At 63.5% G+C, this 14,703-nt stretch carries 13 protein-coding genes; 4 read left to right on the top strand and 9 right to left on the bottom strand.

Annotated elements, in window-relative coordinates; genetic code table 11:
- Genes KUG85_RS16095 through KUG85_RS16085 form a run of 3 tightly spaced genes read right to left on the bottom strand, consistent with a single transcriptional unit; the run spans position 1 to position 4,776 of the window.
- Positions 1-2,811 carry a DUF4159 domain-containing protein gene (locus KUG85_RS16095; RefSeq protein ID WP_223006019.1) on the bottom strand — a complete coding sequence of 937 codons (2,811 nt, stop codon included), beginning with the start codon at positions 2,809-2,811 and terminating at the stop codon, positions 1-3.
- Positions 2,808-3,725 carry a DUF58 domain-containing protein gene (locus KUG85_RS16090; protein ID WP_223006018.1) on the bottom strand — a complete coding sequence of 306 codons (918 nt, stop codon included), beginning with the start codon at positions 3,723-3,725 and terminating at the stop codon, positions 2,808-2,810. Before KUG85_RS16090 ends, KUG85_RS16095 begins: the two co-directional genes overlap by 4 nt.
- Before the next feature lie 28 nt (positions 3,726-3,753).
- Positions 3,754-4,776, bottom strand: a complete 1,023-nt coding sequence (locus KUG85_RS16085) for an AAA family ATPase (protein ID WP_090327334.1) — start codon at positions 4,774-4,776, stop codon at positions 3,754-3,756.
- A gap of 209 nt (positions 4,777-4,985) precedes the next feature.
- On the opposite strand from KUG85_RS16085, the gene KUG85_RS16080 reads away from it, so the two are divergent.
- From KUG85_RS16080 to KUG85_RS16070, 3 genes are read left to right on the top strand one after another with little or no spacing between them, the layout of a single operon-like run.
- Entirely contained in the window at positions 4,986-5,597 is a 612-nt protein-coding gene (locus KUG85_RS16080; RefSeq protein ID WP_223006016.1) for a DUF1285 domain-containing protein, read from the top strand.
- Positions 5,594-6,232, top strand: coding sequence for a CoA pyrophosphatase (locus KUG85_RS16075; protein ID WP_007008746.1), 639 nt, complete (start codon positions 5,594-5,596; stop codon positions 6,230-6,232). The genes KUG85_RS16080 and KUG85_RS16075 overlap by 4 nt, the downstream gene beginning before the upstream one ends.
- Positions 6,232-7,500, top strand: a complete 1,269-nt coding sequence (locus KUG85_RS16070) for a CCA tRNA nucleotidyltransferase (protein WP_223006014.1) — start codon at positions 6,232-6,234, stop codon at positions 7,498-7,500. Before KUG85_RS16075 ends, KUG85_RS16070 begins: the two co-directional genes overlap by 1 nt.
- A 23-nt stretch (positions 7,501-7,523) precedes the next feature.
- Here KUG85_RS16070 and KUG85_RS16065 read toward each other — a convergent pair whose 3' ends face one another.
- The 6 genes from KUG85_RS16065 to KUG85_RS16040 form a co-directional block, all read right to left on the bottom strand.
- Positions 7,524-7,709, bottom strand: coding sequence for a DUF1059 domain-containing protein (locus KUG85_RS16065; RefSeq protein ID WP_007008748.1), 186 nt, complete (start codon positions 7,707-7,709; stop codon positions 7,524-7,526).
- Between the two features lie 120 nt (positions 7,710-7,829).
- Positions 7,830-8,720 carry a LysR substrate-binding domain-containing protein gene (locus tag KUG85_RS16060; protein WP_223006012.1) on the bottom strand — a complete coding sequence of 297 codons (891 nt, stop codon included), beginning with the start codon at positions 8,718-8,720 and terminating at the stop codon, positions 7,830-7,832.
- A 9-nt stretch (positions 8,721-8,729) separates the two neighbouring features.
- Entirely contained in the window at positions 8,730-8,927 is a 198-nt protein-coding gene (locus KUG85_RS16055) for a hypothetical protein (RefSeq protein ID WP_223006011.1), read from the bottom strand.
- A gap of 121 nt (positions 8,928-9,048) precedes the next feature.
- Entirely contained in the window at positions 9,049-10,935 is a 1,887-nt protein-coding gene (locus KUG85_RS16050) for an ABC transporter ATP-binding protein (RefSeq protein WP_007008751.1), read from the bottom strand.
- Positions 10,932-12,779: an ABC transporter ATP-binding protein gene (locus KUG85_RS16045; protein WP_223006009.1), complete on the bottom strand. Its 1,848-nt coding sequence runs from the start codon at positions 12,777-12,779 to the stop codon at positions 10,932-10,934. The genes KUG85_RS16050 and KUG85_RS16045 overlap by 4 nt, the downstream gene beginning before the upstream one ends.
- 761 nt (positions 12,780-13,540) lie before the next feature.
- Positions 13,541-13,795, bottom strand: a complete 255-nt coding sequence (locus KUG85_RS16040; RefSeq protein ID WP_007008753.1) for a hypothetical protein — start codon at positions 13,793-13,795, stop codon at positions 13,541-13,543.
- Between the two features lie 297 nt (positions 13,796-14,092).
- Between KUG85_RS16040 and KUG85_RS16035 the strand changes: the two genes are divergently transcribed.
- Entirely contained in the window at positions 14,093-14,539 is a 447-nt protein-coding gene (locus KUG85_RS16035) for a tRNA (cytidine(34)-2'-O)-methyltransferase (RefSeq protein ID WP_223006007.1), read from the top strand.
- Positions 14,540-14,703 lie beyond the last annotated feature (164 nt).

Below are 14,703 nucleotides of genomic sequence, written 5' to 3'. Positions count from 1 at the left end.
CTATTGCCCCAGCCGTTCCAGCAGGACCGGCACATGCACCTGGTCCGATTTGTAGTTGCCCGTGAGCATGTACATCATGATGTTGACGCCCGCGCGATAGGCATAAAGGCGCTGCAGCGGGTCGTTCGGCACGGTCGGCAGAAGCGGCTCGCCGCTGGCGTCCAGTGCCCACGCCCCGGCCAGATCGTTGCCGGTGATCATGATCGGCGTTACCCCGTCGCCCACCCGCACAGGCCGGTCGGTGCGGGTGGAGGAACCGAGGGATGCTTCCACCCAGAGCGGGCTGCCGCGATAGCGGCCTGGAAACTCCGGCAGGATGAAGAAGGATTTCGTCAGCACATGATCGTCCGGCACCGGTTCTAGCGGCGGCACGTTGAGGCCGGAAAGGATATCGCGCAGGCGCTGCGTGGCAGGCGTCACGGCATCCGAGCCAAACCCGCTCGAATACTGGTCGCGCGTGTCGAAAAGAACCGTTCCGCCAGACTGCATGTAGGCGTCGATCCGGGCGATGGCCTCTTCGCTCGGCATCGGTGCGTCAGGGTCGATGGGCCAGTAGATCAGCGGATAGAAAGAGAGTTCATCCGTGGCGATGTCGACGCCGGCGGGAGCGCCCGGTTCCAGAGCCGTTTTGGCGGCGAGAAAGGTCGACAGTCCCTGAAGACCGGCGCGGCTCGTGGCGTCGAGCGAGGAAAGTCCGGTGATGACATAGGCGATGCGTGTCTGCGAAATCGCCTCGATCGCGTCTGCCTCGCCGGTGCGCTCGTCCTGCGCGCGGGCTGCATCCGGTGACATCGTGGCAAGCGTCAGGGCCATGGCCAATAGGGTGGCCGCACCCTTCGCCAGTTGCGGTTTGCGGCGCAGCCGTCCCCCGAGCCAGAGAACGGCGAGTGTGTCTAGCGCCAGAAGGGCAAGGGCTGTAGCAAAGAGCGGGCCTTTCAAAGGCTGCTGCTCGTCGAGACCGTAGGAAATGGCGCTGATCGGGGCAGAGGCCTCGGGTCGCGTGATCGGGATCAGCTCCGCGTCGGGCGCAAGCAGATTGTGCGCCACCACGCCTTCCTCACTGCCATAGAGGCCGGGCGGATGTTTCAGTGTCACGGCGTTTGTGTCTGCGGTAAGAGGCTCGGCCTCGCCGGAAGGCGGCACGAGGCGCCCTTCCGCCGAAATCAGGCGATACGGTGCAAGCGCTCGCCCGCCTTCTGCTCCCGCATTGTTGAGCGCCCCTTGATTGCGTGAGAGCTGGACGATCCTGCGCAGCATTTCCACGAAACTGCCGGAAATCGGCAGGTTCGACCAGGTGGCTTCGGGGGTTACGTGAAAGAGCACGATCTGGCCTTCGCCGCGCGAAACGCCGGTGACGAGCGGCGTGCCATCGGCCAGGTTTGCCCAGCTCCGCTCCACGATGTCGGGCGAGGGTTCGGCCAGAACCTGCCGGTTCACCGTCACGTCGCGCGGTGGCGCGAGATCGGAGAAGGGACCATTGGGCGGGAATTCCGCAACGGGCTGCGGCTCGGTCCAGGAGAGCGCACCGCCCAGCGAACGTTCACCCAGCCTGAGGCGCACGGGCAGAAGGTCTTCGTCATTGTCGGCAGCAGCCAGACGCGGTCCGGCAAAGCGCACCAGCGTGCCGCCGCCGTTCACCCAGTCGATCAGCGCCTGACGCGGGGCTGCCGGCAGCGTACCCACATCGGCCATGACGATGACCGCCGGGTTCTGCTCCAGAAGCTCCGGTAACGCTTCCGTCAGCTCGGCGCTGGAAGGCTGCATGAGGTCCGCGAAGGGCGCGAGCGCCCGTTCGATATAGTAGAGCGGCGAAAGCAGTGGCTGCGCCTGATCCGCTTCGCTCTGCGAAATCAGGCCAATGCGCCGACGCTTGCTGTTTTCATCGAGCACGCGCAGGCCGGCGGCCTGATTCTGGCCCTCAATCCCCACGGACACGAAGTCGTTTCGCAGCTCGAAAGGAAGGCGCATGGCGCCCGTCGCCCGGGTTTCGCCCGCGCCGAACGTGATTGTCGTTTCGGCGATGCGGCGGCCCCGGTCGTCGCTGGCAAAGGCGACCGCCTGGCGGGGACCGGTGTCGCCCGCTGCGCGCGTCGCCGTCACTTCGAAGGCTTCCGCCATGTTCTGCGCATCGGTTGCGGCGAGCAGCGAAAGCCGTTCCGGTTCAGCCCAGAGCACTTCGGCGGGCCCGCCGGAGAAAAGCTCGGCGAAGGCCGCTTCGTCACCGCTCATTGCCAGCCCGTCGGAAAGCACGGCGATTGCCGCACCCGGAAAATCGGAAAGCACTCCTGCCACGCGTCCAAAAATCGCCGGCCGGTTGGCCGGTACAGGCCGTGGCTGCGCCGCATTCAAACGCTCCAGAGCGGTGTCTGCATCGAAGGGCCCGATCTCCTGGTTCTGTTCTTCCGCGGTCAGTGCCAGCACCACGGGCTGTTCATTGGCGCGGGCGTCTTCGATCAGGCGCGCTGCGGTCGCCACGCGCTCCTCCCAGTCGGGTGCCGAAGCCCAGCCATTGTCGAGCACGATGGCGAGGGCCGAGCCTTCCCCCGCCGCCTTTTCGCGCGGGTTCAGCACCGGATCGGCCAGCGCGAGGATCACCAGTGCAGCAAGCAGCAGCCTGAGCAGCGTGAGCCACCACGGGCTCTTGTGCGGTGTCTCTTCGCGCCTGACCACGCGTGCCAGAATTTTCAGCGGTGGAAAGGTTTCCGTCTGCGGGCGTGGTGGAGTGAGGCGTAAAAGCCACCAGATCACCGGCAGGGCGATCAGGCCCCACAGCAGGAACGGTTGTGCGAAGGTCAGGGAGAACCAGTTCACAGGCCGCCCTCCGCGCCAAAGCCCGCATCCGCGCTCATGGCATTGTGCACGGCGACCAGCGCCTGTGCGGCAGGTCGGTCCGTGTGATGCACGGTATAGCTCCAGCCGAGCCGTTTGCACCAGCCGGCCAGTTCCTCGCGCCGGGCGAGATAAAGCCGGCGGTAATCGTCGGCCAGCATTTCGGCACGTCCCGCCGTCAGCTTCTCGCCGGTTTCAGGGTCGGCAAACTCGGTACGCCCGGCATAGGGAAAGCTTTCTTCCGCCGGATCAGCGATCTCGATTAGATGCGCGCGCGCGCCGCGGCTCGCCAGTTGGTCGAGCCAGGCGATCGTTTCTTCCACCGGGTCGAGAAAGTCGCTCGCCAGCACCACGTCGGAGAAACGACGGATCTGCAAAAGGTCGGGCCGGGCGGGCAGGTCGGGCGTGTGCAGGAGTTGTGCGGCCAGCCGTTCGGCGCCGTTGCGGGCTGAAAACGGGTCGGTCACGCCGGGCCAGGCGATCCGTTCACCGCTGCGTGACAGAAGCTCGGCCAGTGCAAAGGTCAACACCAGCGCCCGCGCTTCCTTGGCTGTCGGCGCCAGCGAAGACTGATAGAGCATGGACGGTGAAGGATCGGCCCAGAGCCAGACCGTGTGGGCCGCCTCCCATTCGCGGTCGCGCACGTAGAGATGGTCGTCACGCGCCGAACGTCGCCAGTCGATGCGTGAGACCGCTTCACCCTCCACATAGGGGCGGAACTGCCAGAAATTCTCGCCGATGCCGCGCTTGCGCCGTCCGTGCCAGCCGGCAATCACATTGTTGGCCACACGCCGTGCATCCACCAGGAGATCGGGCATCAGCGCGGCCCGCGCGCGAGCACGGACCAGCGCATCGCTCGATGCGACCGGTGTGGAAACTTCGCCGATCTTTGCCATCAAGATCCTATCTGGAGCACGAGGCCCATCAGTCGAGCGCTTTTACGAGACGCCGGATCACATCGCGCACCGTCATGCCCTCCGCGCGCGCTGCGAATGTCAGCGCCATGCGATGCTGGAGTACGGGCTCTGCCAGTGCCCGCACATCGTCCACCGAGGGTGCCAGCCGCCCATCATAGAGCGCGCGGGCACGGGCGCACAGCGTTAGTGCCTGGCTGGCGCGCGGGCCGGGGCCCCATGCCACGTGGCGGTCGGTGTCGGGGTTGCCGACGCCGGGTCTCGCCGTGCGTACCAGTTGAAGAATCGCATCGACCACGCTTTCGGGCACTGGCATGCGGCGGATCAGCATCTGGATTTCCTTCAGCCGTTCCGGCGAGAGCGTGTTTTCCGCCTCGGCCTCATCCACGCCCGTTGTCTCCAGAAGGATGCGCCGTTCGGCCTCGATCTCGGGATAGAGTATGTCCACCTGCATCAGGAAACGGTCGAGCTGGGCTTCCGGCAGGGGGTAGGTGCCTTCCTGCTCCAGCGGGTTCTGCGTTGCGAGCACATGGAAGGGCGAGGGCAGGTCATGCCGGTGGCCGGCCACGGTCACGTGATACTCCTGCATCGACTGCAAGAGCGCCGACTGCGTGCGCGGGCTGGCGCGGTTGATCTCGTCGGCCATCAGAAGCTGCGAGAAGATCGGGCCGGGCAGGAAGCGGAAGGAGCGTTTGCCCTTCTCATCCTGCTCCATCACTTCCGAACCCAGAATGTCCGAGGGCATCAGATCCGGCGTGAACTGGATGCGCCGTGCGTCGAGGCCGAGAACCACGCCCAGCGTTTCCACCAGCTTGGTCTTGGCGAGCCCCGGCACCCCGACGAGCAGTGCATGGCCGCCGGCGAGGATGGCCACAAGCGTGCGTTCCACCACTGCTTCCTGACCGAAAATGACCCTGCCGACGCCCTCTCGCACTTTTGCGATGTCGGCCAGCGCGCGCTCCGCCGCAGCGATCATCTCCTTGTCGCTCAGGGGTTTCTCGCCCGGCATCTGGTTTTTGGAAACAATGCTCATGCCGTCTCGATCCTTGTTGAAGCCCCGCAGGGTGGCCCCGATGTGGCCCGGGAGCGTTCGGGGAGCGTTCCGGGGCCGGTAACGGATCACGCGGCACGTGCATGAAGCGATTCGTGCCGTCACGTCCCTTTGGCAAATTTAAAACACTGAACAAGGCTGACAAGCGAAACAACAGTGACTATTTCGTGACCATGGACAATGAAAAGAGCATGAGCACATCAAGTCTCGCATCGGCCGGAGACGCTGTCAGTCTCGAGGCGTTGATCGCCCGCGCTGCCCGCGCCGGCAAGGGCGTGCCCCCCGTGGAGCGCTGGAACCCCGCCTTTTGTGGCGATCTCGACATGGAGATCAGGGCGGATGGCACCTGGTTTTACATGGGGACACCCATAGGCCGCCCGGCACTGGTGCAGCTTTTCTCCTCCGTTCTGCGCAAGGATGAGGACGGCAAAACCTATCTCGTAACTCCGGTGGAAAAAGTCGGCATTCGCGTCGAGGATGCTCCATTTCTTGCCGTCGAGATGGTTGTGACCGGGGAGGGCGACCACCAGGCGCTGACTTTCCGCACCAATGTGGGTGATGTGGTCGAAGCCGGGCCCGAGCATGAACTGCGCTTCGTGGATCAGCCGGAAACCGGCGGACTGAAACCCTATCTGCATGTGCGCGGGCGTCTCGAGGCGCTGGTGGCGCGGTCCGTCATGTATGATCTGGTGGAAGCAGGTGAAGAGATCGAGATCGACGGGCAGGCGATGTTCGCCATTCGCTCGCGCGGCTCCGTTTTCCCCGTGATGCCCGTTGCCGAACTGCACAGGCTGTCGCAATGACTATGACAAGCCCGCCCAAAACCCTGTTTTCGGCCGAGGAGTTTCGCCGTCGCGCCGCGCGTCAGCAGGGGCCTGCGGGGGCGCAGGATTATGGCGATCACAGCCTGAACCCCGACCTGCGCGAGATGATCGTGCGCCCGGGTCTGCGGGATGCGGCGGTGCTCATCCCGGTTGTTGACCACGCTGGCGGTGCGTCGGTTATCCTGACCCAGCGCACGCAGGCGCTGCGCAGTCACTCCGGCCAGATTGCCTTCCCCGGCGGGCGTATCGATCCCGAGGATGCTTCGCCAGAGGCGGCGGCGCTGCGCGAGGCGGACGAGGAGATCGGTCTTCTCCCGGGTGCAGTCGATGTGGTCGGCCGCATGCCTGATTACTCCACCGGCAGCGGATACCGCATCGCGCCGGTGCTGGGCATCGTGCAGCCGGGCTTTGATTTGCACATCAACCCGGATGAGGTGGATGCCGCCTTCGAAGTGCCGCTCGCTTTCCTGATGGATCCCGCCAACCACCGGCGCGAGAGCCGTCTGTGGCAGGAGAAGGAGCGGTTCTATTACACAATGCCATTCGGCGAGCGTTTCATCTGGGGCGTCACGGCGGGCATCATTCGCACTCTTTATGAAAGACTTTATGCTTGATGGACAAGCGGTTGATTTCAGATTCGAAATGGCTGGCCGACGAAAAGCTCCAGACGCTGCTTGCCGCTCTTTCCACCGATGGCGAGGAAGCGCGCATCGTCGGCGGCGCGGTCCGCAACACGCTGCTTGGCCAGACCGTGACCGACATCGACATCGCCACCACCACGGAGCCGGGTGAGACCGTGCGCCGCGCGCGCAGTGCCGGCTTCCGTACCGCGCCCACCGGCATCGATCATGGCACCGTCACGGTGATCGCCGACGGTCGCGCTTGGGAGGTGACGACACTGCGGGCCGATGTGGAAACTGATGGCCGCCACGCCAGCGTCACCTTCGGACGCGACTGGCGCAGCGATGCGGAGCGGCGCGATTTCACGATCAATGCGCTTTACGCCCGCGCCGATGGCGAAATTGTCGATCTGGTTGGCGGTTTGCCGGATCTGGAAAACCGCACACTCCGCTTCATCGGCGATGCCGATACGCGCATCACCGAGGATTATCTGCGCATCCTGCGGTTTTTCCGCTTCTTTGCCTGGTATGGCCAGGGCCGTCCCGATGCCGCGGGATTGAAGGCCTGTGCGCGTCACCGTGACGGGCTGGAGCGCCTGTCTGCCGAGCGCGTCTGGGCCGAACTGAAGAAGCTCCTGTCCGCGCCCGACCCCTCACGCGCGCTCCTGTGGATGCGCCAGACCGGTGTGCTGACGAAAATCCTGCCGGAATCGGAAAAATGGGGTATCGACACGATTGGCCCGCTGATCGAGGCCGAGCAGGCATTCGGCTGGCAGCCGGACCCGCTTCTGCGGCTGGCCGCGATCATTCCGCCCCACGAGCCCCGCATCGCGGAACTCGGCAGACGCCTGCGCCTCTCAAACGCCGAAAGAGCCGCATTCGAGGGCTGGGCGGGCGCGCCGCTTCCGGCGGCGGACGTGAGTGAAAGCGGATTCAGGAAACTTGCCTACAGGGCTGATGCAAAAGGTCTTTCATGGCGTCTGAAGCTGGCTCTTGTCAGCGCCCGCGCGCGTGCATCCGGGGATGACAGGGCGCTGATGGAGGCTGCCGGCTACACCCGTCTCATGAAGCTCGCCGAAGCATGGAAAAAGCCCTCATTCCCGGTCAACGGAAACGATCTCGCAAAGCTCGGTCTGGAAAAGGGAAAGACGGTCGGGGAGGTGCTCGCCCGGCTGGAAGAGGAGTGGATCGCCTCGGATTTCTCGTTGAAACGCGACGCGCTGCTGGAGCGCGCCGCGGCAATAATCTCGTCCGCCGGCTGAGATCGCCGGCGGGATACGCATGGTCAGGCCGCGTTGCGGGATTCAGCGATGCGCGAGCGTATGGCCTCCACCATGCTTTCGCGGATCACGGTTTCACCGTGGGCCTCGCGCATATGCTCGGCTGCCCGACGGATGACTTCCGCCTCCTCCTCGTGGCGTGTGTGCCACTCGCAGCCTGGAACGAGCGAGCCGCAATGAAATTCCTTCATGAGACTGTCCTCCTGTTCTCAGTTTATGCGTGCCATAGACTATAACACGGAATGGGGCGAGAGGTTGCCGGTGACAAAAATCGTGATCCTGTCGTGCAGGCGTTACCGTAAGGACAACCGTTATTCCGGCAGCATTTGCGCGATTTCGTCTCGCAGCCAGACCTTGAAGTCCCGCACTCTGGCAGGCTCCGGCCGGTTCTGCGAGGTGATCAGCCAGTAGCTGAAGCGTGTTGTCGCCCGCTCGCGGAACGGGGCGACAAGCTGTCCGGCGCGGAGCGCATCATGGGCGAGCGTGTGCCAGGCGAGCATCACGCCCTGGCCGGCAATCGCCGCATCGAGGCATAGCGCGGCATCGGTGAACGTATCGCCTTCCGCCAGGTCCCGTTCGTCAAGGCCAAGCGGTTTCAGCCACACATCCCATTCGATGTTGGAATTGGCGTCGCGGATGATCGGTGCGGTGAGAACGTCTTCCGGCGTTTCGAGCGCTTTGGCAATCGAGGGCGCGCAGACGGGAAACACCTCCTGCGGCAGCAGGTGTTCCACCTTCACCCCCGGCCAGTTTCCCTCTCCGACGCGGATTGCGAGGTCGATGTCCGTGCTGTCGGGGTGGGCCAGGTCGATGGCCGCTTCAAGCCGCAGCTTGGTCTCCGGATGCGCCCTGGTGTAGCGCGTGAGCCGCGGCACCAGCCATTTGGAGGCGAAAACCGGCGCCACAGAAATCGTCAGGACCGAATCCGTGTCATGCCGCGTCATCGCGACCGCCGTGTCGAGCGTCTGAAAGCCGATGCCAAGCCGCTCGATGAACTGCCGGCCGAGCGTCGTCGGACGGATGCCGCGGCCCGTCCGTTCAAAGATCGCCGCGCCAAGCTGCGCCTCGGTCTTGATGACCTGCTGGCTTACGGCTCCGACCGAAACGCCCAGCTCCTCAGCCGCGGCACTCAGGGAGCCGCATCGCCCGACCGCTTCCACGGCGCGCAGTCCGTTCAGATGAACCCTCGGTAGATGTTTCATATAGTTTTTCTAAAACATCCCGCAGGCAATCTCCATTGAAAAGGTACGGAAATAGCGTGATTTTGCCTGCCGAAAACTCCATTCCTCGCAAAAGGGAATGCAATGATACAGTTTTTCTGGATAAAATTTCAGGCTTTCAGCGTCCGCTACCGGCAGGCCCGAACAGCGCTGGAGGAAGCTGAATGGCAGGACGATCCGCTGGCCCATCCGGCGCTTCGTGCCATGTCGATGCGGGAACTGGCCGATCTGCCTATGCGCAATCTCGACCGGATGGCGAAAGGAGAGGCGGCCACGCTCTACGCGCCGCCGCCTGCACTTGCCGGAATGGCTACTCCGCCGCCATCCGCCCGCCGAGAAAGCCGCCGGACTGGCGCTTCCAGAGCTGGGCGTAAAGCCCGTCACGTTCCACCAACGCCTCATGGGAGCCTTCCTCCACAATGCGACCCTGGTCCAGCACGATGATCCGGTCGAGCGCGGCGATGGTGGAAAGACGATGCGCTACGGCGATCACCGTCTTGTTCTCCATCAGCCGCTCGAGGTTTTCCTGGATCACCGCTTCGATCTCCGAATCGAGCGCCGAGGTTGCCTCGTCGAGAATGAGGATCGGCGCGTTCTTCAGCATCATGCGGGCGATGGCGATGCGCTGGCGCTGGCCGCCGGAGAGCTTGACGCCCCGTTCGCCCACCACCGCGTCATAGCCGGTGCGGCCCTTCGGGTCCGACACATCGAGGATGAACTCATGGGCCGAGGCGCGCTTTGCCGCGGCGACAATCTCCTCGTCGGTGGCCTTGCCCCGGCCATAGGCGATGTTGTCGCGGATCGAGCGATGCATGAGCATCGGTTCCTGGCTCACCACGCCGAACTGGGCACGCAGCGAGGCCTGTGTCAGCTGCGTGATGTCCTGCCCGTCGAGCAGGATTTTTCCATGTTCGGCCTCGAAGAGCCGCAGCATCAGGTTCACGATCGTGGTCTTGCCGGCGCCCGAGGGGCCGACCAGCGCCACCCGCTCGCCCGGCTTGATGTGCAGGTCAAGCCCCTCGATGATGCCGCTTTCCTTGCCGTAATTGAACGTGACGTTGTCGAAACGGATATCGCCTTTTGCACGCTCCATTTCCAGCGCGTCCTCCGCATCGCGGATTGCCGGCTCGACCGAAACCACCGTGGTGGAATCCTGCACGGTCGCGTAATTGCGGATCAGTCCGTTGATGTTGAACATCATCCAGCCCGACATCTGGTTGAGACGGAAGACAAGGCCCATCGCGGCCGCGATCTCACCGGTGGTGATGGCGCTGTCCAGCCAGCGGGAGACGGCAAGAACGAAGATCGCCGCCATCATGAAGCCGTTGACGATGGCAACCGTCACGCGCACACGGGTGATGGCGCGCGTCAGTGTCTGCACGGCGCTCAGGAAATGCGCCATGCCCTCGCGCACATAGGAGTGCTCGCGCTGCCCGCTGTCGAACAGCTTGACCGCCAGAATGTTTGTAAAAGCGTCCACCATGCGCCCATTGAGGATCGAACGCTGGTCCGCCGTGCGGCGGCCTGCCCGCCGCAGCGGAGGCAGCAGGTAGCGGGCAATCGCCACATAGGCCACCAGCCACAGCAGGACCACCAGCCCCATGAAAGGGTCGAGCACAGTGAGGATGGAAGCGGCCAGCACCACGAAGGTGAGGAAGCTCCACATCGTCTGCAGAACGTTGATGATGAAATCGCCGGTCGCCTCGCCGCCCTGGAGAATCTTGGTGGCGATGCGGCCTGCAAAGTCATTCTGATAGAATTCGTAGGGCTGTTCGATGACGCGGCGAAACGCCTGCCAGCGCACACGCTGATAGAAGGCCGGCGCGATGACCTGCTCTTCGAGGATCGTGTTGCCGATGATCACCACCGCGCGGATCACCAGGAGCAGCACGAGAAAGGCCGCGAGTTTTTCCCAGTGTTCGGCGATCAGCGTCTGCGGCGAGGAAGAATCCAGAAGATCGATCAGCCAGCCGAGCGCCCAGTAGAGCCCCGCATCGACGGCGCCCATCAGGCCGCCGGCAATCAGAAGAAGGATAAAGGGCCATTTGGCCTGTCGGGCGAAGAACAGGATGAACTCATGCGCCTTGACCGGCAGCACGGAGCGCCCGGTGTCGCCGAAGGGGTCGATGACCCCTTCGACACTGCGCCAGAGGCTCTCCGATCTGGGCGGTTCTGTGCTTTTCTCGTCTTCGTTCATTCTGCTGCCTCACTCACTTCCAGATCGAGGAACCCGCCGGACTGGCGCTGCCAGAGGCCCGCATAAAGCCCGCCGGCGGCCACCAGCTCGTCATGCGTGCCTTCCTCGACGATCCGGCCTCTGTCCATCACCACGAGGCGGTCCATGGCGGCGATGGTGGAGAGCCGGTGAGCGATGGCGATCACCGTCTTGCCCTCCATCAGGCGATAGAGGTTCTCCTGGATCGCCGCCTCGACTTCCGAATCGAGCGCCGAGGTCGCCTCGTCGAGAATGAGGATCGGTGCATCCTTCAGCATGACGCGCGCGATGGCAATGCGTTGGCGCTGGCCACCGGAGAGTTTTACGCCCCGCTCGCCCACATGGGCATCGAAGCCCCTGCGGCCCTTCGGGTCGCTCAGCCCGCCGATGAAGCCCATCGCCTCCGCGCGCCTGGCTGCTTCCAGCATCATCTCCTCGGTTGCATCGGGGCGACCATAGAGGATGTTGTCGCGCACCGAGCGGTGAAGCAGGGAGGTGTCCTGCGTGACCATGCCGATCTCGGCACGCAGCGTGTCCTGCGTGACCCCGGCAATGTCCTGCCCGTCAATCACGATGCGGCCACGCTCCAGGTCGTAGAAACGCAAGAGCAAGTTGACCAGTGTTGACTTGCCGGCGCCCGAGCGTCCGACCAGCCCGACCTTTTCGCCGGGTTTGATGGTCAGTGACAGATCCTCGATCACACCGCCTTTCTTGCCGTAGTGAAAGCCGATTGCGTCGAACTCGATCCGGCCTTCGGGTACGGCAAGCGCTTTTGCGCCGGGCCTGTCTTCGACCAGCCTCGGCAGCGAGATCGAACTGATGCCGTCCTGCACGGTGCCGACATTCTCGAACAGTGCCGTCAGCTCCCACATGATCCACTGCGACATGTTCCAGAGACGCAGAACGAGGCCAATGGCGACCGCGACCGCGCCAACGGAAATTTCCCCGGCAATCCAGAGAGTGATCGACAGATAGCCCACGCCCACAAGGCAGGCCGAGTTCAGGAAATAGAGAAGCCCGTAAAGGCTCGTGACATACCGGAACTGGGTGTAGACGGTCTGGAGAAAACCGTTCATGCCGTCGCGCGCATAGCCGGCCTCGCGCTGCGCGTGGGAGAACAGCTTCACCGTCTGGATGTTGGTGTAGCTGTCCACCACGCGCCCGGTCATGACCGAGCGTGCGTCTGCCTGCTTCTCGGCAACCTTGCCAAGGCGCGGGATGAAGTAGACCATCAGGGCGATGTAACCACCGAGCCAGAAGAGGATCGGGAGTGACAGGCGCCAGTCGGCCGAGGCGGTCAGAAACAGGATTCCGACGAAATAGATCACAACATAGTTGAAGACGTCGAAGGTCTTGACCACGCATTCGCGCACCGCCAGCGCCGTCTGCATCAGCTTGGTGGCGATGCGGCCGGCGAACTCGTCCTGATAGAAGTTCATCGACTGCTTGAGCAGGTAGCGATGCACCTGCCAGCGGACGCGCATGGGGTAGTTGCCCATCAGAATCTGGTGGTTGTTGAGGCCGGTAAGCAGGATCAGCCCCGGCAGGATCAGAAGGATGAAGCCTGCCATGCCGATAAGACGCAGCCCTTCCTCGTCCAGGAATGTGGCCGGGTCGCGCCCCGACAGCCAGTCGACAATGTCGCCCAGGAAGGCAAACATCCAGACCTCGGCGAGCGCGATGGCCGCCACGAGAAACGTGCCCAGCAGCACATAGGGCCATGCGCCCTTCGTGAAATGCAGGCAGAAGGCGAAGAACGTGCGGGGCGGTTCCTGCGGCTCCTCCGCGGGGAAAGGCTCAAGTCTTCGTTCGAACCATTGAAACATTGTCTCAGGCGTCTTTCATTCTTGTTCCCGCAAACGTGATGTCTTGATTCACGTTTGCGGGTTAATTGTCTGTTTTGCATTTGCTTTTCCGCGGGCGGCGGCTGGCGGAAAAGCGGTGCCTTTCGGCTATCGATGGCCCTTGCGCGGCACGGATGCCGCGGGGCTGTTCGTTCGCGTCTTCCCCGGTCCCTTCAAGGGGCCGGCGCTCGACAGAGGTGGTTGCCCGGCACCGCCCTTTTTCAGGGCTTGATTATGCGGCGGATCCGCGGGCTTGCCGAGAGCGGCCTTGAAGGCTCCTGAAAGCGATGTGGCAGGAGCGGTGTCATTTCCACGCCGCAGCGTGGAGGCGGCCGGGTCGGCTTTGGCGAAACTTGTCGTGCGGGGCGTGATGCCCCCGTTGGGAAAGCGTGCAGTCATGATGCAAATCCATTGTGTCAACCGGAAGAAACGGTCGGCGGATTCGCTCGTTTGCTGCTTTGCCTGTCGTGAAAAAGCTGAAGAACGAAACCCGCCGTCAGGCCTGGTACGGCGCCGTGGTCCACGGGCGCAGGCCGGCGAAGGAGGTAAGCATCTTGATGTCCATTGCCGCCTCCAGCGGTTTTCGTTGATGGGACGCACCTTATAACGACAGCGGTCGGATTTGACCAGAGCGTCTGTGTGCGCGGCAACCATTGAGGGTTGTAGAAGAACATGCGCATTCTGTCCCGTCCCGCAGTGCTGCGGGACGGGGGGTAACGAATGTTTGTGGGCGGAAAGCTCCATCATTGGAACAGTTTCCGCAACATCGTCCACAGTGCGGGGCGCTCCGGCGTGGCATGTTTCATGTCCACGTCTGGAAGCTGACCGCGATGTGGCCGCCGTTGATGGGACTCCTGATCGGGCATTGTTGTCGCGCCGATCGTCAGCGCCCATGCCTCAAGCCTGCGATCCTGCAGGGTCGGGCGGGTTGGTTCTATTTGCGGAACGACAAAGTCGTTGTTGCGGCCGAAGGGCCGCCGGGGGAAGCGGTTGTGCATCGCGAACGTCCTTGAGAAGCGGGGTGTAATCCCGACGGACCGCGATGCGTAGCTGCCTGAAAGATCAGTGGAAGCGTGCCGAACCGAGTCCGCCGTCAGGCCTTCGGGCCAAAGGCGTGGAGCCAAGTCATGCAATGTCGAAGCGTATCCATGCTTTTCTCCTTCGGTTCGCGTTGACAATGATGGGCTTATACTCACAGTTGCAGCAGCTTGCCACCCTCTTTCGTGCCATTCCGTTTTCCCACCGGGAAGTGTAACCGGAAAGCCACAGCCAGCCATGTCGAGAGACACAGCCAGATGCGTATCGCGCTCTACCAGCCAGACATTCCCGGAAATACCGGGGCCATACTCCGTCTTGCCGCCTGCCTCGGCTTCACCGTCGACCTGATCGAGCCGGCGGGTTTCGACCTGTCCGACCGGAACCTGAAGCGGGCCGGCATGGACTATCTCGAGCGCGCCGCGCTTGTGCGCCACGCTTCGTGGGAGGCCTTCGAGCGCTGGAGCCGGGGAGAAGGGCGCCGTCTCCTTCTCTTCACCACCAGAGCTGAGACGCACTACACCGATTTTTCCTATGCCGATGGCGACATTCTTCTTTTCGGACGGGAATCGGTCGGTGCGCCGGCCTGCGTCCATGACGCCGCCGACGCCCGCCTGCTTATCCCGATGCAGGAAGGCGCGCGCAGTCTCAATCTCGCCATGAGTGCGGCCATGGCCGCCGGTGAGGTGCTGCGGCAGTTGCGCTAGCGCATCGAACAGGAACGTGGAATCCGGTTTTAGGGGGCTCCGATGCTCCACCAGTGGTGTGGATCGTCCCTTATGCACCCGTGTGGACGCACGGTGATCCAGCGTGCGGGTGTCAGTGTCGTGGGGCGGCATCTCGTCTCTTTCCTCTGTCAGGGAAAGGGATG

This window comes from Nitratireductor rhodophyticola, from assembly GCF_019891355.1.
In the GTDB taxonomy this organism is placed as follows: domain Bacteria; phylum Pseudomonadota; class Alphaproteobacteria; order Rhizobiales; family Rhizobiaceae; genus Nitratireductor; species Nitratireductor rhodophyticola.
The sequence above is the reverse complement of the archived record's forward strand: the minus strand, read 5'-3'. Positions and strand labels throughout refer to the sequence as shown.

What these genes read in the sequence shown, in the direction of transcription:
- KUG85_RS16055 (WP_223006011.1), bottom strand. Translation starts at nt 8,927, where the DNA reads ATGGGCCAGCGGATCGTCCTGCCATTCAGCTTCCTCCAGCGCTGTTCG.
- KUG85_RS16040 (WP_007008753.1), bottom strand. Translation starts at nt 13,795, where the DNA reads ATGCACAACCGCTTCCCCCGGCGGCCCTTCGGCCGCAACAACGACTTT.
- KUG85_RS16050 (WP_007008751.1), bottom strand. Translation starts at nt 10,935, where the DNA reads ATGAACGAAGACGAGAAAAGCACAGAACCGCCCAGATCGGAGAGCCTC.
- KUG85_RS16080 (WP_223006016.1), top strand. Translation starts at nt 4,986, where the DNA reads ATGAGCACATCAAGTCTCGCATCGGCCGGAGACGCTGTCAGTCTCGAG.
- KUG85_RS16065 (WP_007008748.1), bottom strand. Translation starts at nt 7,709, where the DNA reads ATGAAGGAATTTCATTGCGGCTCGCTCGTTCCAGGCTGCGAGTGGCAC.
- KUG85_RS16045 (WP_223006009.1), bottom strand. Translation starts at nt 12,779, where the DNA reads ATGTTTCAATGGTTCGAACGAAGACTTGAGCCTTTCCCCGCGGAGGAG.
- KUG85_RS16090 (WP_223006018.1), bottom strand. Translation starts at nt 3,725, where the DNA reads ATGGCAAAGATCGGCGAAGTTTCCACACCGGTCGCATCGAGCGATGCG.
- KUG85_RS16060 (WP_223006012.1), bottom strand. Translation starts at nt 8,720, where the DNA reads ATGAAACATCTACCGAGGGTTCATCTGAACGGACTGCGCGCCGTGGAA.
- KUG85_RS16075 (WP_007008746.1), top strand. Translation starts at nt 5,594, where the DNA reads ATGACTATGACAAGCCCGCCCAAAACCCTGTTTTCGGCCGAGGAGTTT.
- KUG85_RS16035 (WP_223006007.1), top strand. Translation starts at nt 14,093, where the DNA reads ATGCGTATCGCGCTCTACCAGCCAGACATTCCCGGAAATACCGGGGCC.
- KUG85_RS16070 (WP_223006014.1), top strand. Translation starts at nt 6,232, where the DNA reads ATGGACAAGCGGTTGATTTCAGATTCGAAATGGCTGGCCGACGAAAAG.
- KUG85_RS16085 (WP_090327334.1), bottom strand. Translation starts at nt 4,776, where the DNA reads ATGAGCATTGTTTCCAAAAACCAGATGCCGGGCGAGAAACCCCTGAGC.